Annotated in this window: 17 protein-coding genes; 12 read left to right on the plus strand and 5 right to left on the minus strand. The window is 62.7% G+C overall.

The window, feature by feature from the left end; all coding sequences use genetic code 11:
* Positions 1–34: 34 nt before the first annotated feature.
* Entirely contained in the window at positions 35–2,296 is a 2,262-nt protein-coding gene (clpA, locus tag T5B8_RS14945) for an ATP-dependent Clp protease ATP-binding subunit ClpA (RefSeq protein WP_353180038.1), read from the plus strand.
* Between the two features lie 468 nt (positions 2,297–2,764).
* Here the strand turns inward: clpA and T5B8_RS14950 are convergent, their stop codons facing one another.
* The 4 genes from T5B8_RS14950 to T5B8_RS14965 form a co-directional block, all read right to left on the minus strand.
* A complete protein-coding gene (locus T5B8_RS14950) occupies positions 2,765–5,863 on the minus strand; it encodes an error-prone DNA polymerase (RefSeq protein ID WP_353180039.1) in 3,099 nt (1,032 codons plus the stop codon).
* Positions 5,860–7,290 (minus strand): Y-family DNA polymerase, encoded by a 1,431-nt coding sequence (locus tag T5B8_RS14955; protein WP_353180041.1) that lies wholly within the window; start codon positions 7,288–7,290, stop codon positions 5,860–5,862. The genes T5B8_RS14950 and T5B8_RS14955 overlap by 4 nt, the downstream gene beginning before the upstream one ends.
* The gene (gene imuA, locus T5B8_RS14960) at positions 7,250–8,041 is read right to left on the minus strand and encodes a translesion DNA synthesis-associated protein ImuA (RefSeq protein ID WP_353180043.1); all 792 of its coding nucleotides are present in this window, start codon (positions 8,039–8,041) and stop codon (positions 7,250–7,252) included. Before imuA ends, T5B8_RS14955 begins: the two co-directional genes overlap by 41 nt.
* A 430-nt stretch (positions 8,042–8,471) precedes the next feature.
* The gene (locus T5B8_RS14965) at positions 8,472–8,897 is read right to left on the minus strand and encodes an META domain-containing protein (protein ID WP_353180045.1); all 426 of its coding nucleotides are present in this window, start codon (positions 8,895–8,897) and stop codon (positions 8,472–8,474) included.
* A 121-nt stretch (positions 8,898–9,018) separates the two neighbouring features.
* Here T5B8_RS14965 and T5B8_RS14970 point away from each other — a divergent pair, with 121 nt between their 5' ends.
* The 11 genes from T5B8_RS14970 (at position 9,019) to T5B8_RS15020 (ending at position 18,110) form a co-directional block, all read left to right on the plus strand.
* Positions 9,019–10,392, plus strand: a complete 1,374-nt coding sequence (locus tag T5B8_RS14970; RefSeq protein WP_353180047.1) for an MATE family efflux transporter — start codon at positions 9,019–9,021, stop codon at positions 10,390–10,392.
* A 196-nt stretch (positions 10,393–10,588) separates the two neighbouring features.
* Positions 10,589–10,879: a hypothetical protein gene (locus T5B8_RS14975; RefSeq protein ID WP_353180049.1), complete on the plus strand. Its 291-nt coding sequence runs from the start codon at positions 10,589–10,591 to the stop codon at positions 10,877–10,879.
* A 132-nt stretch (positions 10,880–11,011) separates the two neighbouring features.
* Positions 11,012–12,340 carry an IS4 family transposase gene (locus tag T5B8_RS14980; RefSeq protein WP_006915674.1) on the plus strand — a complete coding sequence of 443 codons (1,329 nt, stop codon included), beginning with the start codon at positions 11,012–11,014 and terminating at the stop codon, positions 12,338–12,340.
* A gap of 107 nt (positions 12,341–12,447) precedes the next feature.
* On the plus strand, positions 12,448–12,789 hold the full coding sequence (locus tag T5B8_RS14985; protein ID WP_353180050.1) for a hypothetical protein: 342 nt from the start codon (positions 12,448–12,450) through the stop codon (positions 12,787–12,789).
* A gap of 84 nt (positions 12,790–12,873) precedes the next feature.
* Positions 12,874–13,602, plus strand: coding sequence for a hypothetical protein (locus tag T5B8_RS14990; RefSeq protein WP_353180052.1), 729 nt, complete (start codon positions 12,874–12,876; stop codon positions 13,600–13,602).
* Between the two features lie 57 nt (positions 13,603–13,659).
* Complete coding sequence (locus T5B8_RS14995; protein ID WP_353180054.1) at positions 13,660–14,244, plus strand: YqaA family protein; 585 nt, start codon at positions 13,660–13,662, stop codon at positions 14,242–14,244.
* 151 nt (positions 14,245–14,395) lie between these two features.
* Complete coding sequence (locus T5B8_RS15000) at positions 14,396–14,995, plus strand: LemA family protein (RefSeq protein ID WP_502950728.1); 600 nt, start codon at positions 14,396–14,398, stop codon at positions 14,993–14,995.
* A complete protein-coding gene (locus T5B8_RS15005; RefSeq protein ID WP_353180055.1) occupies positions 14,995–15,768 on the plus strand; it encodes a TPM domain-containing protein in 774 nt (257 codons plus the stop codon). Before T5B8_RS15000 ends, T5B8_RS15005 begins: the two co-directional genes overlap by 1 nt.
* 9 nt (positions 15,769–15,777) lie before the next feature.
* Positions 15,778–16,395, plus strand: coding sequence for a TPM domain-containing protein (locus tag T5B8_RS15010; RefSeq protein ID WP_353180056.1), 618 nt, complete (start codon positions 15,778–15,780; stop codon positions 16,393–16,395).
* Between the two features lie 81 nt (positions 16,396–16,476).
* Positions 16,477–16,971 carry a 5-(carboxyamino)imidazole ribonucleotide mutase gene (gene purE, locus T5B8_RS15015; RefSeq protein ID WP_353180058.1) on the plus strand — a complete coding sequence of 165 codons (495 nt, stop codon included), beginning with the start codon at positions 16,477–16,479 and terminating at the stop codon, positions 16,969–16,971.
* Entirely contained in the window at positions 16,968–18,110 is a 1,143-nt protein-coding gene (locus tag T5B8_RS15020) for a 5-(carboxyamino)imidazole ribonucleotide synthase (protein ID WP_353180059.1), read from the plus strand. The genes purE and T5B8_RS15020 overlap by 4 nt, the downstream gene beginning before the upstream one ends.
* Positions 18,111–18,217: 107 nt before the next feature.
* Here the strand turns inward: T5B8_RS15020 and T5B8_RS15025 are convergent, their stop codons facing one another.
* Complete coding sequence (locus T5B8_RS15025; RefSeq protein WP_353180061.1) at positions 18,218–21,133, minus strand: parallel beta-helix domain-containing protein; 2,916 nt, start codon at positions 21,131–21,133, stop codon at positions 18,218–18,220.
* Positions 21,134–21,155 lie beyond the last annotated feature (22 nt).

Raw genomic sequence — 21,155 nt, forward strand, 5'->3', positions numbered from 1 at the left:
AGGCCTCAATCGAACCAAGGTTCGGGGACGCAAAATGCTGAGCCAGGAACTTCAAACCGCTCTGGACGCTGCCTTCATGGTGGCGCGACGCCAGCACCACGAAATGCTGACCGTCGAACATCTGCTGATGTCGCTGCTGGACAACCCGGCGGTGGCCGAGGTGCTGGAAGCGGTCAGCGCGGATATTTCGCGCCTGGAACGCGAACTCAAAAGCTATATCGATACCCACGTGCCGGTCGTGCCCGCCGGCGAAGATCACGAAGTCCAGCCCACGCTGGGTTTTCAGCGCGTGCTTCAGCGTGCGGTCTATCACGTGCAGTCGTCGGGCAAGAAAGAGGTGACCGTGGTCAATGTGCTGATCGCGATCTTCTCCGAACAGGAATCCCATGCCGTCTATTTGCTCAATGAGCAGGATGTGACCCGGCTGGACGTGGTCAATTACGTCTCCCACGGCGTGTCGAAATCCGGTAGCGAAGGCGAGCAGGCCGGCCCGAGCACGGAAAAGGCCGCCGAAGAAGGCGGCGAAGCCGGCAAATCCCCGCTCGAACAGTATGCGACCAATCTCAATCGCAAAGCGGCCGAAGGCGATGTCGACCCGCTGATCGGTCGCGATCACGAAATCGAACGCGTGGTCCAGACGCTGTGCCGGCGGCGCAAGAACAATCCGTTGCTGGTCGGCGAAGCCGGCGTGGGCAAGACCGCGATTGCGGAAGGCCTGGCACGCATGATCGTCGATGGCGAAGTGCCCGACGTACTGGGCAAGAGCGTGATCTATGCGCTCGATCTGGGCGCATTGATCGCGGGCACCAAATACCGCGGCGATTTCGAAAAGCGCCTAAAGGGCGTGCTCGCCGAACTGGAAAAACAGGATGGCGCGGTACTGTTCATCGACGAGATCCACACCATCATCGGCGCCGGCGCGGCCTCGGGCGGCGTGATGGACGCCTCGAATCTGCTCAAGCCGAAACTGGCATCCGGCGAGTTGCGCTGCATGGGCGCGACCACCTATCAGGAATTCCGGGGTGTGTTCGAAAAGGATCGTGCGCTTGCGCGCCGCTTCCAGAAGATCGACGTGCCCGAGCCGAGCGTGGCCGATACCGTGCAGATTCTGCGCGGACTCAAGAATCGCTTCGAGGAACACCATCAGGTGCGCTATACCCAGCCGGCGCTGGAAGCTGCGGCCGAACTGTCGGCACGCCATATCAATGATCGGCATCTGCCGGACAAGGCCATCGACGTAATCGACGAGGCCGGTGCCCGGCTGCGCCTGCGGCCCTCGGGCAAGAAGCGCAAGACCGTCCAGGTACGCGATATCGAGGACATGGTCTCGCGGATCGCCCGGATTCCGTCCAAGACCGTGTCGCGCGACGATCGCGATGTGCTCAAGACGCTCGAACGCGATCTCAAGCTCGTGATCTTCGGCCAGGACGAAGCGGTCACCTCGCTTGCCAGTGCGATCAAGATGTCGCGCTCGGGGCTGGATAACCGCGACAAGCCGATCGGTTCGTTCCTGTTTGCCGGCCCGACCGGCGTGGGCAAGACCGAGGTCACCCGTCAGCTGGCCCTGCATCTGGGCGTGGAACTGGTGCGCTTCGACATGTCCGAATACATGGAACGCCATACCGTGTCGCGTCTGATCGGCGCGCCGCCGGGCTATGTCGGTTACGACCAGGGCGGTCTGCTCACCGAAGCGGTCAACAAGCAGCCGCATTCGGTGGTACTGCTCGACGAAATCGAGAAAGCCCATCCGGATATCTTCAACCTGCTGCTGCAGGTGATGGATCACGGCAAGCTTACCGACAACAACGGACGCGAGGCGGATTTCCGCAACGTGATTCTGGTAATGACGACCAACGCGGGCGCCGAGGCCATGGCCAGCCGCGGCATCGGTTTCAATCCGAGCGACAGCAGCTCGGACGGCATGGAAGCGATCCGCCGTGGCTTTACACCCGAGTTCCGCAACCGGCTGGACTCGATCATCCAGTTCCAGCCGTTACAGGGCGAAGTCATCGAGCGGGTGGTCGACAAGTTCATCCTCCAGCTGGAAGCCCAGCTCGAAGCACGCGGCGTTGGCCTGACGGTCGAAGCCGAGGCACGGAGCTGGCTGGCCGAGCGCGGCTACGATGTGAAAATGGGCGCACGGCCAATGGCCCGCGTCATCCAGGATCACATCAAGAAGCCGCTGGCCGAAGAGCTGCTGTTCGGCCGACTGGCCAATGGCGGTCAGGTGGTGGTTCGCGTCAACGACGATGCGATCGAACTCGATATCTCGTCGCGGGAAACGGCCGAGGCCTGATCCAGCGCGCGAACGAACCTTAATAAAGTGTTGTAAGGCCCGGTTCTACCGGGCCTTTTTTTTATAGTATGGGCGATCGCTCGGGAAGAGCATACTTGTCCGCGAATGAACGCGAATTAACGCAAATAAGTTGGTTAAGCGGGCATTGGCTTCACTGTTTCAGCGTGCTTCTCAAGGCGATACTTATCGCCGTATGTAGCGGTTCATCTTTCCAAATTCGCGTTTATTGGCGTTCATTTGCGGACTGATTCGACTTGATATGCGCTCGCGACCCGCTGCCAGAACCAATGATGGTAATCCGGTTTTCGGCTTAGGATAAATAGATATTACAAGCGCTTAGGATCCGATCATGATGTGTCGCTTCATGTAGAAGCGTTTTCCCATTCCATGAATGACCGTGATCCATAAAGACAATGCTTGCGTTTTAAGCTAGAAAAATTGCCAAATACATTCAATAAGGCAATGGTTTCAATGGAAATCGCGGGATCGCGTGGTGAGTTTTCCGAGCCGGGCGCTGTCGTCGACGATATGCCGGGCCACGCAATGGGTCACCGGGCCCTGGCGCTGCATGATGCCGTTGACGCGTAGCAACCGGGCACTGGTGACGGCTACGCGATAGCGCGCCAGCAGATCGCGATGCACGACCACGTTCACGCAGCCGGTTTCGTCTTCGAGGGTGACGAAAGTCGTGCCCTTGGCGCTGCCGGGACGCTGGCGAATGGTGACCAGACCGGCGACATGGGCGGGTCGGCTGTCGGCCAGGTCGTTGAAATCGCGGGCCGTCAGCACGCCCTGACGTGTCAGCGCGGCACGCAACAACGCCAGTGGATGGCGGCGCAGGGTCAGGGCCGTACTGGCATAGTCGGCCACGATTTCGTGGCCTTCTTGGGGTTCGGGCAGTACGACGTCGGGTTCGCTGGGTTCGATGCCGGCAAACAGATCGCCATGGGCACGGGCGCCTGCGATTTGCCATTGCGCCTGATGACGATGGCCGGCCAGCGCGCGTAGCGCATCGGCGCGGGCCAGGGCATCTCGCGCGCGACGATCCAGGTTGGCGCGCTCCACCAGATCCGGAATCTGGCTGAACGCGCGTGCCTGACGCGCGGCCACGATTCGTGCGCCGGCCTCGGGGGACAAACCCTTGACCAGGCGCAGGCCGAGCCGTAGTGCAATACGGCCCGTGGGCTCGTTTTCGAGCGTGCAATCCCAGTTCGAGTGACAGACATCGACCGCACGTACGTCCACACTGTGGCGCTTGAGGTCGGCCACGATCTGGGCCGGGGCATAGAAGCCCATGGGCTGGCTGTTGATCAACGCGGCCGCAAAGGCCGCGGGATAGTGGCATTTGATATACGAAGAGACGTAGACCAGCAGGGCAAAACTCACGGCATGGGATTCGGGAAAACCATAGCTGCCGAAGCCTTTGATCTGTTCGAAGATGCGATCGGCGAATTCCTCGGCATAGCCGTTGGCGCGCATGCCGCTTTTCAAGCGTTCGCGCCAGGGTTCGAGCCCGCCTTTTCTCTTCCAGGCCGCCATCGAGCGCCGCAGGCCGTCGGCTTCGCCGGCACTGAAATCGGCCGCGACCATGGCGATCTTCATTACCTGTTCCTGGAAGATCGGTACGCCGTGGGTGCGTTCGAGCACGCTGCGCAAGGCTTCGCTGGGGTAGTGAATCTCGTCGGGTTTTTTCTCGCGATTGAGCAGATAGGGATGAACCATGCCGCCCTGGATGGGGCCCGGGCGTACGATCGCGACCTCGACCACGAGATCGAAAAACCGTTGCGGACGCAGCCGCGGCAGCATGGTCATCTGCGCACGGGATTCGATCTGGAATACGCCGATGGTGTCGGCCGCCGAGATCATGTCGTAGGTGGGCTTGTCCTTGCCGGGGATGGTGGCCATGGTCAGTCGACGATCGTAATGACGTTCGATGAAGGCGAAGCAACGGCGCAGACAACTGAGCATACCGAGCGCGAGCACGTCGATTTTCATCAGTCCGACCGCTTCCAGATCGTCCTTGTCCCACTGGATGATGGTGCGATCGGGCATGGCCGCTTTTTCGACCGGTACCAGTTGTTCCAGCGGTACGTCGGAGAGCACGAAACCGCCAACATGCTGGGATAGATGACGCGGAAAGCCGATGAGCGTATCCACCAGCATCAGGATGCGTTCCAGATCGTGGTTGTCGATATCCATACCGCGTTCGTCGAGCTGGGCGGCCAGGCTGCCGTCGTCGCTGCGCCGTGACAGCGCGCCGGCGAGGGTATCGATCTGGTCGACGCTCAGGCCCATGGCGCGGCCGACATCGCGCATGGCGCTGCGCGGCCGGTAATGGATGACGGTGGCCGCAAGCGCGGCCCGCTGGCGGCCGTATTTGCGATAGATGTACTGGATGATTTCTTCGCGGCGTTCGTGCTCGAAGTCGACATCGATATCCGGTGGTTCGTTGCGTTCGTGCGAGATGAAGCGCTCGAAGAGCATGTCGTGGCGCAGCGGGTCCACTTCGGTGATGCCCAGACAGAAACACACCACCGAATTGGCGGCCGAGCCGCGCCCCTGGCAGAGAATGCCGCGTCGGTTGGCCTCTTCGACGATGTCGTGCACGGTCAGAAAATAATGCGGATAGTTCTTTTGCTCGATCAGCGCGAGTTCGTGCGCGATCTGTTTGCGTATGGCGGTATTCGGGCCTTCGGGCCAGCGTCTGCGACAGCCTTTGTCCACGAGCGCGCGCAGATGATCGAGTGCGGTCCGGCCCTGGGGCACCACTTCGGATGGATAGTCGTAGCGGATCTCGCGCAGGGAAAAACGGCAATCGGCGGCGATACGCAATGTCGCAGCCAGCGTGTGTTCGGGATAGAGCGCGGCCAGCGTCGAGCGCGGGCGCAGATAGCGTTCGCCGTTGGCGAACAGGGCCTGGCCGGCGTTGTGTACGGTTGTGCCCAGGCGCAGGGCGGTAAATACATCCTGTAGCGCCCGCCGGGCACGCCGGTGCATGTGCACATCGCCGACCGCGACCAGCGCCAGTCCGTAGTGAGCCCGCAATTCATCGAGACGCCGGTAGTGGGAGCGATCGCCGGCGCGCCGGTGCAGGGCCAGGGCAATATGCGTTTTGCGCGGGTAGGTGGTAGCCAGCCAGCCCAGCAGTGCATGCAGCGCAGGTGTGGGCGAACAGTCGTAATCGGGCAATACGAGTATCCGGCAGTCGGAGAGCGTAGCCGCCTGCAGATCGGCCAGACCGATACGGTAATGGCCCTTGGCCACGCGCTGGCGGGCATCGGTGATCAGACGACACAGGCGTGTATAACCGTTGCGATTGCGTACCAGCAGGATCACGGTCACGCCCTCGTCGAGGGTGAAACGGCTGCCCAGAATCAGATCAATGCCACAGGCTTCGGCGCTTTGCAGGGCGCGTACCGCCCCGGCCAGGCTGCATTCATCGGTGAGTGCAATCGCCTGGTAACCGAGTTCGGCGGCATGGGCGACCAGTTCCTCGGGCGTGGAGGCGCCGCGCTGGAACGAAAACGCACTCACGCAACACAGCTCGGCATAGCCGAGCGCGCTCATCCGAACAGCCCGTGCAGGTAATAAACAGGGGCATCGCCGTGCTGGGCATGGGCGAGATCGCGATAAACCCAGAGCAGGCGCCCCTGGCCATCGCGGGCGCGAAAATAATCGCGCCGGATACTGTGCTGCCACCAGCCGGTTTCGATACGTTCCGGGCCGGCGATCAGGGTTAGATCGGCCGGGGCGCGTTCGGGCGCGTCGAGCAGCCACATCGGGCGTGGGGCCGTGGTCGGCGTATGGGCCGGCGCCGGTCGGTCGTGGCGCGCGCTGGCCTGTTCGGGGCGATGATCGTCTAGCGCATACAGCCAGCCGACCGCGTCGTGACCCAGCCGCGCCCGCAACCGATCGAGCACAGCCGGCCATTGTTCGATGCCGGCGGCGTCGGTATCGCGCCAGAGGCTGTTCTGGTCGTATTCGAAACGCCGCAGCCGGTCGCTGGCGACCGCGATTTCGAGCACCGGCGCGGCCAGCGTGACCCGAGCCAGGCGTTCGTTGGCCACGCGCTCGAGATGGGCGGCGTCACGCGCGGGGGCGGCCAGGCGTAGCAGCAGGCGCGTGGGCGGCAGATCGTCGTGGATGAGCTTGAGTTGCAGGGTCTGGATCGTGGCATCCGCGCCCTGCAGAAAGGCAGCCAGTTCGGCGAATACACGTCGCAGCACGAAGACCAGCCCCTGGGTGGTTTCGACCGCGCCGGTGAGTTCGTGGCGCGTACCGTAACGCTGCGGCAGGGTATAGAAATCCAGACCATGCGGTCGGTGCCCGCGTAGACATTCCAGCGCTTCCAGCGTGGGCTTGCCATAGCGACGCACCAGTGTGGATGGCGGCAGGGCCAGCAGTTCGCCGGCCTGGCGCAGCCCGCTGGCCTTGAGCGATAGCGTGGTCTGGCCATCAAGATCCAGACAGGCCAGCGGCAGCCTGGCCAGGCCTTGTTTGCGATGTTCCTGTGATGGCGCCCGCGCGAAGGCCAGGGCGGCATGCGGGCTGTCGCCCACGCCCAGGGTATAGCGATAGCCCATGCGATCGAGATCGGCACGCACGCGTTCGAGCAGGCATCGGCGCCCGCCGAACAGACGCAGGCTGGCGCCAATTTCGAATACCACCCGCGCGCATTCGATCCGCTCGCTGGCCCGGGCAATATGCACCTGACTGCTGTAATGCCAGGCCCAGCCGCCCAGGCGTTCGAGCGCGGCGACTTCGCCGGCGATATGGCGTGTCAGCACACGCGCATCGGGCAGGCGCATACGTGCATCGGCCAGCAGCATGCCGCGCTGAATGCCCTGTTCGAGCGCTGCCGTGCCGGCGGCCACGACATGGCGTTTGCCGCGCTGTTCAGCCACCACCAGCGTCGGGCTTGTGCCCGGCTGCTGGTTAGTGGCCTCGGCGCGGCTATCGAGCGCCCAGTGGGGGAAACGAAGCGCGAGCCACATGGCGTCCATGCTCGGGGTCGGGAATATCGTTGTCGGCCGCGGCACGCAGCGCTGCCAGATCGGCGTGCGTGTCGGCGAATCGCCATACGGTTTCGCTATCGGGTTGCAGGCCGGTCAGACGCGCGCCCCCCGGGCCACGGCATTTGAGTATCTCGATACGCTGGCCGTCGCGCCCGGCAGTAATCGCCAGACGCAGGGCCGCCGGCGAGCGTTCGGCCGCTGCCCGGATCGGGCGATAGACAAAAACCGGGCAGACTGCTTTTTCGGCGGCCAGCTGCAGACGGCGCAGGGCCGTGGTATCGAAACGATCGCCCCAGACGACGAAGCCGGTAAAAGCATGGGCATGGGCCATCTGTTCCACACACCAGACTTTTTCGCTCTCATCGCGACAGCGCACGAGGGGCAGGCGTGCACAGTCGATACCGGCCTGGGCCAGTGCGGGGGCATGCAGCGTGGCCGGCGGGGCGATGAAGGCGAGCTGACGTTTGGGTTGTTCGGCCATGCGGCGGGCCAGAGCCTGTAACAGCAGGCTCAGTTCGCCCAGCCCGGCGTCCTGGCATAGCAGTTCGGTGACCGCGCCGATCGGGTAACCGCTGCCAGGCAGTTGCGCATCGAGTGCCGACCAGCCGGTCGACAGCGCTGGCAGTTCGGCCTGGCGTGTGGCGCGGTGGACGCCAAAACGCTGCCAGTAGGCTTCATGTTCGGCCAGGCGCTGGGCGCGTGGGTCGGTCGAGGTGTGTTGCGTGTTCATAACTGTATTTATATACAGTTAATACGGCGGTGGCTACCCCGTGCGATGGACCAGATCGGCTATCCCTCCACACACAGGCGTTTGGCCGTGGGACAAAAAACCGGCATGTAGTCCAATGGCCGGGTGGACGCGCCCATCCGTCGATGCCGAGCAGGGGCTGTGCCCGAGCAAGTAGGTTGTCCGCCAATGAACGCGAAGACACGCGAATAAGGTGAAAGACAGATCGATCGAGCCGGGCCGGCGCTACAGCGACGCGTGCTGAGTCGTCATGCGAGCGAGCAGGCATCCTATCTGTCAATGGATGCGAACAAGCGCACACAAGGCTGAAGGCCACGCGCTCTAAACGCGCGTGAGCTGCTGTTCACGCCGTATGAGGCACTGCGTGCCTAACAACAAATCCGTTAGGCAGCGCTTGCCCTGGCAGCGTGCGCTATCGTGCGCCGTCGCGGGCCAGCGTGGCCAGGATATGGCCCTGGGCATCGATCAGCACCAGGGTATCGCCGTGGATTTCGGCGTGCTGGGTGCGTTCGAGGGCATGCGTGAAGGCGTTTTCCATATCCATGCGCTGGTCGCAGTAGCGCCGGGTGCTGGCCAGCGAATCGAAGCGCAGGGTGTCGTCGCTGCCACTGTAGCGGCCATTGACCCGATTGCAGCCGGTAAAACCTTCGAGACGCTGGTTGGCATGCATCAACAGATAGGGCGTACGCGCCATGTCCTGGGTATCAACGGGCTGACCGTCGAGTTGGGCAAGCTGCCACTTCGTATCGGCCAGTTGCACGAAGGTCGGTGTGCCCGCGCAGCCGGTGAGCACGGCGACGATGAGCAAACCCAGAACATGAAAACGGATAGCGCGCATAGAACCTCGTGATGCAGTGGTAGTGCACCTGGGTATTGTACGTTCGCCCGGACGCGCCCGCATCGCGACATTGTGGCATGGCGTAGAATTGCGCGGCATTCTCGCACCCGCGGATTCTTTGGTGAGCGATCTTTCTTCTACTCGCGCCAGCAGTGGCGCGCTGCGCCGCCAGCTGTTCGCCCAGACCTGGCCGATGGCGATCGGTGTGATGTCGCTGCTGGGCTTTCAGCTGGTCGACTCGGCTTTCGTCGCGCGTCTGGGCACGGTGGCGCTGGCGGCGCAGTCGTTTACGTTTCCGATCACGTTTTTGATGATTGGTGTTCAGGTCGGTCTGGGCATCGCTATCGCTGCGCTCATTTCACGGGCGATCGGGGCCGGCGAGCACGAGCGCGCTCGGCGTCTGGGCAGTCTGGTTGTGCTGGGCGGGGCAACGGTCATCGGTGTTCTGGCGATCGCGCTCTGGCTGTTTCATGTGCCGATTTTCCGGCAGCTCGGCGCTGAAGGCGAAGCGCTCGAACACATCGGTCATTACTGGCCGGTGCAGCTGCTGGCGAACTGGTTCTCCGCGCTACTGTATTTTGGCTACACGCTGTTTCGCGCGCATAACAACACCCGTCTGCCGGGCCTGCTGATGGTCACCACCAGCGGGTTGAACCTGGTGCTCGATCCCTTGCTGATCTTTGGTATCGGTGGCTGGTCCGGTCTGGGGCTGCCGGGTGCGGCCTGGGCTACGGCCGCCGCGTTTGCGATCGGGCTGTTGCTGCTGGGCTGGCGTTTGTCACGACAGAACTGGCTCAGCGCCACCGACCTGGCGGGTGAGACACGTCGCTCCATTGGCCCGTTTTCGGTCATCGCGGGCCCGGCCATGCTCAGCCAGCTCATGCCGGCGCTATCGGCGATGGCGGCGACCGCGCTGATCGCCTCGCTGGGTGAGCAGGCGGTGGCCGCCTGGGGGCTGGCCAGTCGGCTGGAAACCGTATCGCTGATGCTGGTGCTGGGCCTGACCATGTCGCTGCCGCCCTGGCTGGGGCATTGCTACGGCGCTGGCAACTGGCCGCGTATTCGGGCGTTGATGTCGATCGCTTTCCAGACGGTGATCGTCTGGCAGCTGGTGCTGGGCAGCGTCATGGCCCTGGCCGCGCCCTGGGTCGCCGGCGCGTTGTCCAGCGACGCGGTGGTGCGCGAGGCGCTGACCTGGCTGATTCGCCTCATGCTGCCCAGTTATGCCCTGCTGGGGCTGTGCATGCTGGTGGTGTCGGCATCCAACGCGCTGGGCTGGCCGCTGCGCGCGATGATGATTTCGTTCGCCCGCCTGTTCGTGTGCTATCTGCCCTGTATTGCGCTGGGGGTGTGGCTCGGCGGGCAAATGCCCTATGTCGGGCTGGGTGCGGCGCTGGGTAACGCGTTGGCTGGCAGCATGGCCTGGCTGGTGTTCAGACAAAGCATGCAGGGCATGCCCCGGCAAGTACGCACAATCCCGGCACAACCCTCATAGACAGTGGCGATGGGTCTATAGGCCGCTGCGATTGAAATACCCAAAAATGCCGTGAAAAGCGCTTGGGAAGCGCCGAAATATCAACGATCGGGTGCGATCGGAAAAATGTTGCACTGCAGCGATTGAAAACGGAGCAAGTGCGTCAATCGTCTTTCTCAACAGATTTCGTTTTGTCATTCATCCTTGAGGAAGACCCATGTCCAAGAACCGTCGTAACCAACGTCGTAACGCCTTCGTTGCCGGTTTGCTCACGCTGGCCGGTTTCGCCGTGCCCGCGGCAGCCGCCGAGCAGTCACGCCCGGCTCAGGACAACATCACGCCGATGTCGGCCTCGCAAAACGCGATTCTGCGTCATGGCGCAGCCGATACCGATACCCAGGCAAGTGCTACGGCCTCGCAGCAGAGCGTGCCGGCCAGTCGCAGCCAGATCGAAGTGCTCGATCTCAACCATGTCCACCACCCGCGCGTGACGCTGGCAAGTCACTAAGATTTCCTAGCCCACATGCGGGCGATCCGATTCAAGCCCGGCCACGGCCGTAATGCCGTTCATTTAAGCATTGCATAGGGTCGAGGCGGTTCTTGAGAATCCGGCTTTCACTTGTGAAGGCCGGATTTTTTTATGTCGTTACAAGAGCGCCTGTTCGATCTAGACGATCTGCATTCATTCTCTGATCTGAGCACGTTCACGCAGAACATTCCGATCGAATGGGTCGAGTCGGCGTTACACCTGGCGGATAAAGCCACGATCCGGCGACGGCGCCTGCCGTCGGATCAAGTGCTCTGGCTGGTGCTGGGCATGGCGCTGTTTCGTAACGAACCGGTCGCCGAAGTCGCACGCCGTCTCAACATCTGCGCTCGGGGATTGGCCACCGATCATCTATTGGCACCCAGCGGCGTGTCGCAGGCGCGCCAGCGCCTGGGCGGTGCGCCCGTCGAATGGCTGTTTCGCCAGACCGGTGCGACATGGGGCGCCGAACGCTATCCGGGCGACGACTGGCACGCGCTGCAGGTCCTCGCCGTCGATGGGGCCGTGCTGCGCACGCCGGATACACCGGCTTTGCGAGATCACTTCGGTTCCGGAAATACCAGCACAGATCGGCAGACGCCGTATCCGATGATGCGGGTCGCGGCGCTGATGAACGTGCGCTCGCATGTCGTGCTCGACGCCCAGCTCAGCCCGTATCGGCGCAGCGAGATGCGCTTGGCCGAGACCTTCATTGATCGTATCCCGGATCACACCGTCACCTTATTCGACAAGGGTTTCTGGGGCGCCGATCTGTTGTTGCGCGTCGCGGCCGGCACAAAGCGCCACTGGCTCATTCCTGCGCGCAAGGGCCTGGTCTCGGAAACCATCGCCACCTACAACGATAATGACTGCTTGCTGCGCATGCGCGTGTCGCCGCAGGCGCGCAAGCGTAATCCAGACTTGCCCGAAACCTGGGCTGTCAGGGCCGTAAGCCTGGACGACAAGGGCAAACGCCGGACGGTATTCACCTCGTTGCCCGCAGCGGACTACGGCACCGAGGCCGTCGCCGCCTTGTACCGCGAGCGCTGGGAAATCGAGATCGGCTTCCGTGATATCAAAAGCGCCTTGCAGCACAATGCGCTCACGCTGCGCAGCAAGACCGTGAATCTGGCCTATCAAGAGGTCTGGGGGCTATTGCTGGCCTATAACGTGATCCGTCGGGAAGCCAGCCAAGCAGCCGTCGTGCACGGCCTGGATCCCACGCGGATTCGCTTCAAATTCGCGTATCAATACATCGCAGCACAACTGATCGTGATGGCCGCCGCGCAGCCGCTCTCAAGAACCGGCGCGCGATTATCCGAACTCCGAGCCGGGCTGGCGCAGCTGGGTCTGGACAACCGTTCTCGGCCGGCACGGCCGAGAACAGTCAAGATGTCGAAAACCCGTTATCCCGTCAATAAACGCGCTTCGCCGCTTAAGTGAACGGCATTACGGCCACGGCCGGGCTTTTTCGTGCGGGTATAAAACGCTTGAAGCCGTCGATCGATTGCGCGACATTTGCTGGGGCATTAAAAAATCAAGGAGGAGAGATGTCGAACTCGATTCATGGGCTGGCCCGTGCCAGCGTAGGCCTGGCTCTGATGAGCGCTGCCCTCGTGCTGCCGGCGTTCGCTGCCGAGCAGGGCACGGCCGACGATACAACCATGCCGGCCACCGAACATCAGGCCGATAGCGTACGCAGCCTGCCAAAGGACGCCGCAGGAACGCGTACCGGCGAGCAGGTGCCGCAGGCGGGTGGCATGCCGGCTACCAAGGCGCAAAAGGAAGAGCTCAAGGAAAACGACGCCATGTCGCACGACAAGGCCATGCAAACGGATACGCAAGAAGATGCGACCGATAGCGATACGTCCGAAGGCGCGACCGATCAGTAGCCGCTGTCTATAATCGGCGTTTTCATGCCCGGCTTTCGGCCGGGCTTTTTGTTGAACATCTGCACAATACCGTTTTATCGCCCGATGAGTGCGCCTGCCAGACACAATCCCGAATTACACGATCGCCCGGGCGTGCTGGCGCGGCGCCATGCCACGCGCCTGCGCCACTACTGGCGCAGTCATGGCTGGGCCTGCCACGACAATATCGATCTCGATCTGCTGCGCTGGGGGCTGATCGAAGAAGCCGCGTACAGCACGCGGGCGAGCTGTTTTCTGGTCACCGATGCCGGGCGCGCGGCACTGGGCGATACGGTCGTGCGCAACCGCAGGGCGCGCAGCCACCATGCACAGGTCGTCGACGGCGTCGCCCGCCATCTGGCCGTGCGCGGGCGGCTCGTATTCACGGAACTGTCGGTCCATACCGCCGAGACGGATACCGACAGTACGCGCTGGGCACCGTGCAAGCCGGACGTGTTTTCGCTCACCCGTAGCCTGCGCCCCGATCATCTCGCGCCGCAGGTGCATGAAATCAAGGTTAACCGCAGCGATCTGCTCGGCGAACTGCGTTCGGCCAAGATCGCGCGCTATCGCGAACTGGCTGCCGAGGTATATTTCGTCATCGCCGAAGGCATTGCCACGGCCGCAGAAATACCCTGTGAATACGGCGTGGTGGTCTGGCGCGACGCGGACGGTTTTACGCTCGAGCGCGCCGCGCATCGCCACGACTATCAGTTGGAAACCCGCCACTGGATGGCCATGGCGAGAGCGCGTCCCTTCATGGCCGATGACGACACAGTCCAGCTCTCGTTCTGATCAGCCGATGATTCGAACGATGACGATAGAACCCGTCGCAACACGGCTTGCGTGGACATGAACCGGGCTTCGGCCTGGACCCAACGGCTGCTGGATTCACCCTATGGGCTGGTCTGGCTCGGGCTGCTGTCAGCGGCCGAAACCACGGTCCTGCCGATTCCGATCGAGCTGATCATGGTGCCGTATATGCTCGCCCGTCCGCGGCGGCTATGGTGGATCGCTGCGGTGACGCTGGGCGGTTGTATTGCCGGTTCGCTGATCGGTTACGCCGTGGGCTTTTTCCTGTTCGATACGATCGGCCAGACGGTGCTTGGCTGGCTCGAGGCCGAGCAGGCCTATGCCAGTTTCGAGCAGAGCTTTTCCAACAACGGTTTTCTGGCCATTCTCACCATCGGCGTCACCCCGGTGCCGTTTCAGGTCGCCTTGCTGGCCGCCGGTATTGCCGGTTATTCGCTGCCGTTGTTCGTCGTCGCGGTGGGTCTGGCGCGCGGGCTGCGCTATTTCGGCCTGGCCGTGCTGGTCTGGTGGTTGGGCGAGCGCGCACTGCGGCTATGGCGGCGCCATGCGCTGGCAACCGGCATGTTTGCGTTTGTCGTGATTGCCGCGATTTTCGTTGCCATGCGGTGGCTGGGCGGTCGATAGCGCCTGCATGGCACGCTAGCTCGTGCGCAATCAGATGGCCTGCCAGCTTTATGACCGGCAGGTCATCGTGTCGTACGCCCGCGGTTTGTCGTACAGTGCGTTTTTTAGCTGTACTGCGTTCACGGAGTTCGTATTCATGCTGGCCTTGCCCATGATTTCCTACAAGCGTTTGCCCGGTGTCTTGCTGCTCATCGTGCTGCTGGCATCGTTGACCGGCTGTGGCATCAACAACATTCCGACCTACGACGAGCAGGTCAAGGCGGCCTGGGCACAGGTGGAAAACCAGTATCAGCGGCGTGCCGATCTGGTGCCGAATCTGGTCGAAACGGTGAAAGGGTTCGCCCGCCAGGAGCGCGAAACGTTGACGGCCGTCACCGAGGCCAGGGCGAAGGCGACCTCGATCCAGGTCGACGAGGATATTCTCAACAATCCGCAGAAGCTCGAACAGTTCCAGCAGGCCCAGGGCGAACTCAGCAGTGCGCTGAGCCGGCTGATGGCCGTTTCCGAACGCTATCCCGATCTGAAATCCAACCAGAACTTCCTGGCCCTGCAATCGCAGCTGGAAGGCACGGAAAACCGGATTGCCGTGGCGCGGCGTGATTTCATTCAGGCGGTACAGCGCTACAACACCGAATTGCGGACCTTCCCGGGCCGTATCTGGCATTCGCTGTTGTATAGCGACATGCAGCCGCATGCCAACTTCGAGGCCACGGCCGAAAACGCAGACCAGGCACCCCAGGTCCAGTTCTGATGCGCACCGTGCTGGTCGAGCCGCGCTGTGCGTTATTGCTGGTTGTCGTGCTCTGGTTATGGGCGGGCCTGGCCTGGGCCGCGCCGTCGTTTCCCGAGTTGACCGGGCGGGTCGTCGATAACGCGGACATGATCGACGCGGGCGACCAGCAACAACTCACCGACATGCTCGCTGCCCACGAACAGGCCACCGGCGAACAGCTGGTGGTGGTGACGCTGCCGGATCTCGGCGGCGAGACCATTGACGACTACGGTTACCAGCTCGGTCGTCACTGGGGCATCGGTCAGGCGGGTGAGGATAACGGCGCGCTGCTGCTTGTCGCGAAAAAGGAACGCAAGATCCGTATCGATGTCGGCTATGGTCTGGAAGGTCGACTCACCGATGCGCAGTCGTCGGTGATCATCAACAACATCATCACCCCGGCCTTTAAAAAGGGCGATTTCAGCCAGGGCATCGTCGCCGGGGCCCAGGGCATCATCCGCGTGCTGGGCGGCGATCCGTTTGCCGAGCCCGAACAGCGTTCGCGCGGCGAACAGGGGCGTCCCTCGTTGCTGCGCAGCCTTGGGTTTTTCGTACTGCTGGTGGTCATCATCGCGCTGTTCGGCAGTGGCGGCGGCGGTGGCCGCGGTGGGCGTCGTCGGCGCGGCGCTCTGGGCGTGCCGATTCTCATGGGCGGCGGCTTCGGTGGCGGCAGCAGCGGCGGTTTCGGCGGTGGTGGATTTTCCGGCGGGGGCGGCAGCTTCGGTGGCGGCGGCGCCTCGGGCGGCTGGTAAGGGATTGTCATGACGTTGCTCAATGATCAAGAACGCAATCAGGTCGCCGAGGCCATCACGGCGGTCGAACGCAATACCGATGCCGAACTGGTGACCGTGCTCGCCGAGCGCGCCGACGACTACGCCTATATCCCGCTACTCTGGGCCGGACTGCTGGCGCTGATTCTGCCGGGCGCACTGTTGTTCTTCACCGTGGCGATCGATGCCAGCCTGTTGCTATTGCTGCAATGGGGCGTATTCGTGGTGCTGGCGCTGCTGTTTCGTCTTCCCGGGGTGACGACGCGCCTGATTCCGCGCCATATCCGCCATTGGCGGGCGGCCAATCTGGCCCGGCGCCAATTTCTGGAACAGAATCTGCACCACACCGACGACGCCACGGGCATGCTCATTTTCGTGTCCGAAGCCGAGCGTTATGTGGAAATCATTGTCGATCGCGGCATCTCGGCGCATGTGCCGGACGAGGAATGGCAGTCCATTGTCGAGGCTTTTACCGCGCGTGTTCGTATCGGCGAAACGCTGACCGGTTTCACCGAATGCATTGCCGCCTGCGGCGAGAAACTGGCACAGGCGGTGCCGGCCACGCACGAACGCAACGAGTTGCCCAATCATCTGATCGTGCTCGAATGACGTCAGACGTATCCATGCGAGCCGTTGTCGGACTTAGTTGGTAGACTAGAGCGCTTTTCTGCGACTCGGGCAGGGGGCGACATGACGAACGACAAGCCGTGCGTCGGCGTGATCATGGGCAGTACGTCGGATTGGGAGACCATGAAGGCGGCCCATGCGGTACTCGACGACTTCGGCATAGCCCATGAATGCAAGGTGGTTTCGGCGCATCGTACGCCGGACGTGATGCGCGATTATGCGCATTCGGCCGAGCAGCGCGGGCTGGAAATCATCATCGCCGGTGCGGGCGGTGCCGCCCATCTGCCGGGCATGGTCGCCGCCCAGACGCTGTTGCCCGTACTCGGCGTGCCGGTGAAAAGCCGCGCGCTCAACGGCCTGGATTCGTTGCTTTCGATCGTGCAGATGCCCGGCGGCGTGCCCACCGCGACATTTGCCATCGGCACATCAGGCGCGCGCAACGCGGGCCTGTTCGCAGTGGCGATGCTGGCCAATACGCGGCCCGAATTGCGCCGCGCGCTTTCGGATTTTCGCCAGCAACAGGCCGACAAGGTCGCAAACGACGAGTTGCCCCTATGAGCCGAGCGATTCTTCCCGGTGCCACCGTGGGTGTTCTGGGCAGCGGTCAGCTCGGGCGCATGTTCGCGCTGGCCGCGCGCCGTATGGGCTATCGCGTGCATACCTTTTCGCCCGGTGACGATACGCCCATGGGCCAGGTGGCCGATCGGGAAGCGGTTGGCGACTATGCCGATCTTGACGCCGTGGCCGAGTTCGCCAGTCGGGTCGATGTCGTGACCTTCGAGTTCGAGAACGTGCCTTTCGAGGCAGCGCGCACGGCCAGCGAACACGTGCCGGTGCGCCCGCGCGGCGAAGTGCTGCATACCGCCCAGCATCGCCAGCGCGAGAAGGATTTTCTCCATGGCGCGGGCTTTCCCACCGCACCGTTCGAGCATGTGCCCGATCGCGCTACGCTCGGCGGTGCCCTCGAACGTCTGGGTACGCCGGCCGTGCTCAAGACCGCGGGCTTTGGCTACGACGGCAAGGGCCAGGCCGTGATTCATGCGCCGGAACAGGCCGAAGAGGCCTGGCAGAGTATCGGCGCGGGTGAAGCGGTGCTGGAAGGCTTCGTCGAGTTCGAGCGCGAGATCTCGGTGGTCGCCGCACGGGGTTGCGACGGCGAATTCGCCCATTACGGGGTGACCGAAAATCGCCATCGCGATCATATTCTCGATGTCTCGATTCCGGATCCGGATATCGATCCGAAGATTACGGCCAACGCGGTCGAGATCGCCCGTGGCGTGCTCGAAGCCCTCGATGTGGTGGGCGTGCTCTGTGTGGAGTTTTTCCTGACCCACGACGGCGAGCTGGTGGTCAACGAACTCGCGCCCAGGCCGCATAACTCGGGCCATTTCAGCTTCGATGCCTGCGTGACCAGTCAGTTCGAACAACAGCTGCGTGCGGTGTGTGCACTGCCGCTGGGCGATACGCGCCGCCTGCGCCCCTCGGCAATGGTCAACCTGCTGGGCGATCTGTGGGATAACGGCATGCCGGACTGGCGTGCCGCGCTGGCCGATCCGTCGCTCAAGCTGCATCTCTATGGCAAGGCAGACGCCCGGCCCGGCCGCAAGATGGGCCATATGACGGCCTTCGGCGATGACGGCGAAGATGCGGCGCGCCGGGTGATCGCGGCGCGCGAGGCGCTTACTCGCCGGCCGTAGCCCCCGACAGGCTTAACGAGCAGCTCGAATCGCCAGCCGGGAGATTACCCGGCTGGCCTTTGCGTCGCCGTTCATGCCGTGGTGTTGCCGCGTCGAGCTCGGGCCTGCTATCGCATCGCGGTCGGGATATTCACGCCTGTCGCGCAGCTGCCGTCTTCGTACTCGCTGTCGACCACGTTTTCGATCCATTCGTCGAGTAGTTCGAGTGCTTGTTCGTGGACCACGCTGCGTGCGATCGGCGGCATCCGGGCTTCGACATCGTTCGATCCGACCCTGAACGGCATGATCGACTCATCCGTGCTGCCCGGCTGGATATCGTGCGGGCGCCCGTCCGAACCCGCGCCGGCGGCCGTCGGCGTCTTGCAGATGCCGTAGGACGAATTCACCGGCCGGAAGTAGTCGAGATACAGACCCGTATTCGAGGCCGGGCCGCCTTCGTTATGGCAGTGCGCACAGTTGACCTCGAGATAGCCGCGAATGCGTTGCTCGATATCGGCATCGGAATTGGCCGTCTCACCGCCGTCGCCGGGGACATTGAAGTAGGGAATACGCTCGATCTGGGTCGCGATCATCGTATTCACATCCACGCCCAGATCGGACGGCGCACCGGTGAGCAGATTGTGGTCCGCCCAGTAGGCGATCTGGTTGACGTTGCCGGCTCCCTCGTAGGCATAAGGCTTGTTGAGGTTGCGGGGTTTCGGCCCGATCGGTGCGGCGCCGGCGTCGTTATAGGTGTTGGCGTGGCAGGTCACGCACTGGGACGCATTGGGAATACGATAGCTGTCGGTACTGCCCTGAAGCAGCTCGCCGCTGTGCGCGTCGTTGTAGTTCCAGGACACCGCGGCCGTGCCGCCGCCCTTGGAAAGCCGGGCGATGCGCTTGCCGCTGCCATCGGTTTCCCAGATATAGGGCAGGCCGACCCAGGCAACGCCCTTGTCGTCCTCGCGCTTGATCAGCAGCCGGGTTTCGACGTGACGGGTATTGCCCCCGTCGATGAAGGAAAACGTTTTGGAAATGACCGTGCCGACCGGGAAGTCGTAGGTGGCGTTCACGTCTTCGCTGCCGTCGTGATAGACCGCGGCCTTGCCCTCGGGCATGAACACGAACCGGTATTTGATCGCGTAATCCGAAAACAGGCGTGTATTCAAATCATAGGGCGTGCCGCCGTTACTGTCGGTGCTCGGATCCTGGGGATCGTTGAACAGGTGGTAGCTGGCCAGATCCGGGCAATCGACTTCGGCCAGGGCCTGCCAGTTGATCGCGCCATCGGTTTCACGCCCGCATAGCGCGGCGATCTGTTCCTCGCTCGGTCGGCCGCTGCCCCCCTCGGGCAACGTATAGGTAGCCAGTTGCACGGCCGGCATGCCGGGCAGGGTTTCGCCGAATTGACTCTGGCACTGATGCGGTGTGGCATCGTTATCGGCCAGAAAGTCGGGAATACCGGCGATGACGCCGGGCAGATAATTCGGATCGCCGAGTTGCTCCGGGTCGAGCACGGCATTGAGCGCCTCCAGCCCGGCCAAACCGTGGATATTGGCGAATTCCGGCGCGAGGGGACTGCCGGTATAGCTATTGTTTTCGATACAGATCCACATCGACGGCTTTTTACGCGCATCGCTGTCGTCGAATTTATAGGCGTTGTAACGGTCGGCGATGCCGTTTTCGTCCGCGTCGCCGCAGTTGGCCGGTTTCACGTCGGTACCCTCGAACTGCGGTTTGCCGCGGTCGTTGGTGGGCACGTCAGGCTTTGGGCATTCGTTGGGTCCGTCGTAGACGCCGTCCCAGATGATATCCGCGCCCTGACCGCCGTTCTTCAGGGCAATGATGGTCGGCAGCGCACTGGAGAGATCGCCCTCGGCCAGGGCCGCCAGATCCGGCGGCGGCATGGCATAGCCCGAATTGTCGAAGCTATTGTCGTGGATCGATAGCGCTTCGGTATAGATATCCTGGCGCAGGTCGCCGTCGTCGCCGATCAGCTCGTAGCTGGTAATGAGGATGGCGCCGGTCTGGTGATCGGAGAATTCGTTGTGGTCGACTTCGACCTGATCGTAGGCCAGCGTGATCAGGCCGCTGCCCTTGGGCACCTGCGACACGATCCCGCCGGCGGCGAAGTTCTCGAAATTGTTGTTGCGCGCCACGTTGTGATGCATGCGCGCCTGATAGCCGTACTGGGTGAGATACGGCAGGTCGTAGATGATATAGCCGACCGTGTTGCACTCGGCGATATTGTCGAACATCTCGGCGCGCTGGGTGTTTTCGAATTCGTAACCGGCGACGTTGTACAGCGCGCGGCTGTTCTTGATGATCACATCGTCGCTCTGGCCGACATAAATGCCGGCATCCGAGGCGCCGAGCGACTCCACGTTGTCGAGCAGTACGTTGCTGGCCTGTACCGGATAGATGCCATAGCGGCCATTGCCCGAGTCCGGCTGATAGGGCGCGGGGTTGGCCGCACCGATCGGCTCGGCCGGGCATTCGTAATGGATCGCACTCTGATAATTGTCGGCGCCCACCGGCGTATCGGCGCTCGACCACATGGTACGTACATTGCGATAGGTCACGATATCGGAGCTTTTGATCTTGATACCGTCGCCCGGCGTGTCAGTTACGGTGAGATCGGATACCACCACACCCCGTACGTTGCTGATCAGAAAGCCCTCGGCGGTATCGCTGTTTTCAAACGACAGCACGGTTTCGTCCATGCCTGCGCCCTTGACCGTTACGCCTTCGGTGTTCTGCATCACCAGGCCGGTATTGAATTCGAAAAAGCCGGGCTCGAATTCGATGGTGTCGCCAGGGGCCGCCTCGAAGAAGGCCGCTACGGCATCGGCGGTGGCGTTATCGCCCGGGGCGATGCTGAACAGTCTCGGCGGCGCGGTTTGTCCGCCATTACCCGTATCAGGCGTGTTGCCCGTGGGCGTGAACGAGACGTTCTCGTCATCGTCGTTGCACGCACTCAGTAGCGCGCTCGCGACCAGTAGCAAGGTCGCGATCCGGCAAAGACGGGCTCGAGTGTTCATCATCGCGGTTCCCCCAAGAACGGCT

This window comes from Salinisphaera sp. T5B8, assembly GCF_040361255.1.
Lineage (GTDB): Bacteria > Pseudomonadota > Gammaproteobacteria > Nevskiales > Salinisphaeraceae > Salinisphaera.

What these genes read in the sequence shown, in the direction of transcription:
- T5B8_RS15005 (WP_353180055.1), top strand. Translation starts at nt 14,995, where the DNA reads ATGCGCACCGTGCTGGTCGAGCCGCGCTGTGCGTTATTGCTGGTTGTC.
- T5B8_RS15010 (WP_353180056.1), top strand. Translation starts at nt 15,778, where the DNA reads ATGACGTTGCTCAATGATCAAGAACGCAATCAGGTCGCCGAGGCCATC.
- T5B8_RS14985 (WP_353180050.1), top strand. Translation starts at nt 12,448, where the DNA reads ATGTCGAACTCGATTCATGGGCTGGCCCGTGCCAGCGTAGGCCTGGCT.
- T5B8_RS14965 (WP_353180045.1), bottom strand. Translation starts at nt 8,897, where the DNA reads ATGCGCGCTATCCGTTTTCATGTTCTGGGTTTGCTCATCGTCGCCGTG.
- T5B8_RS15020 (WP_353180059.1), top strand. Translation starts at nt 16,968, where the DNA reads ATGAGCCGAGCGATTCTTCCCGGTGCCACCGTGGGTGTTCTGGGCAGC.
- T5B8_RS14990 (WP_353180052.1), top strand. Translation starts at nt 12,874, where the DNA reads ATGAGTGCGCCTGCCAGACACAATCCCGAATTACACGATCGCCCGGGC.
- T5B8_RS14995 (WP_353180054.1), top strand. Translation starts at nt 13,660, where the DNA reads ATGAACCGGGCTTCGGCCTGGACCCAACGGCTGCTGGATTCACCCTAT.
- clpA (WP_353180038.1), top strand. Translation starts at nt 35, where the DNA reads ATGCTGAGCCAGGAACTTCAAACCGCTCTGGACGCTGCCTTCATGGTG.
- T5B8_RS14975 (WP_353180049.1), top strand. Translation starts at nt 10,589, where the DNA reads ATGTCCAAGAACCGTCGTAACCAACGTCGTAACGCCTTCGTTGCCGGT.
- imuA (WP_353180043.1), bottom strand. Translation starts at nt 8,041, where the DNA reads ATGAACACGCAACACACCTCGACCGACCCACGCGCCCAGCGCCTGGCC.
- T5B8_RS14980 (WP_006915674.1), top strand. Translation starts at nt 11,012, where the DNA reads ATGTCGTTACAAGAGCGCCTGTTCGATCTAGACGATCTGCATTCATTC.
- T5B8_RS15000 (WP_502950728.1), top strand. Translation starts at nt 14,396, where the DNA reads ATGATTTCCTACAAGCGTTTGCCCGGTGTCTTGCTGCTCATCGTGCTG.
- T5B8_RS14950 (WP_353180039.1), bottom strand. Translation starts at nt 5,863, where the DNA reads ATGAGCGCGCTCGGCTATGCCGAGCTGTGTTGCGTGAGTGCGTTTTCG.
- T5B8_RS14955 (WP_353180041.1), bottom strand. Translation starts at nt 7,290, where the DNA reads ATGTGGCTCGCGCTTCGTTTCCCCCACTGGGCGCTCGATAGCCGCGCC.
- T5B8_RS15025 (WP_353180061.1), bottom strand. Translation starts at nt 21,133, where the DNA reads ATGATGAACACTCGAGCCCGTCTTTGCCGGATCGCGACCTTGCTACTG.
- purE (WP_353180058.1), top strand. Translation starts at nt 16,477, where the DNA reads ATGACGAACGACAAGCCGTGCGTCGGCGTGATCATGGGCAGTACGTCG.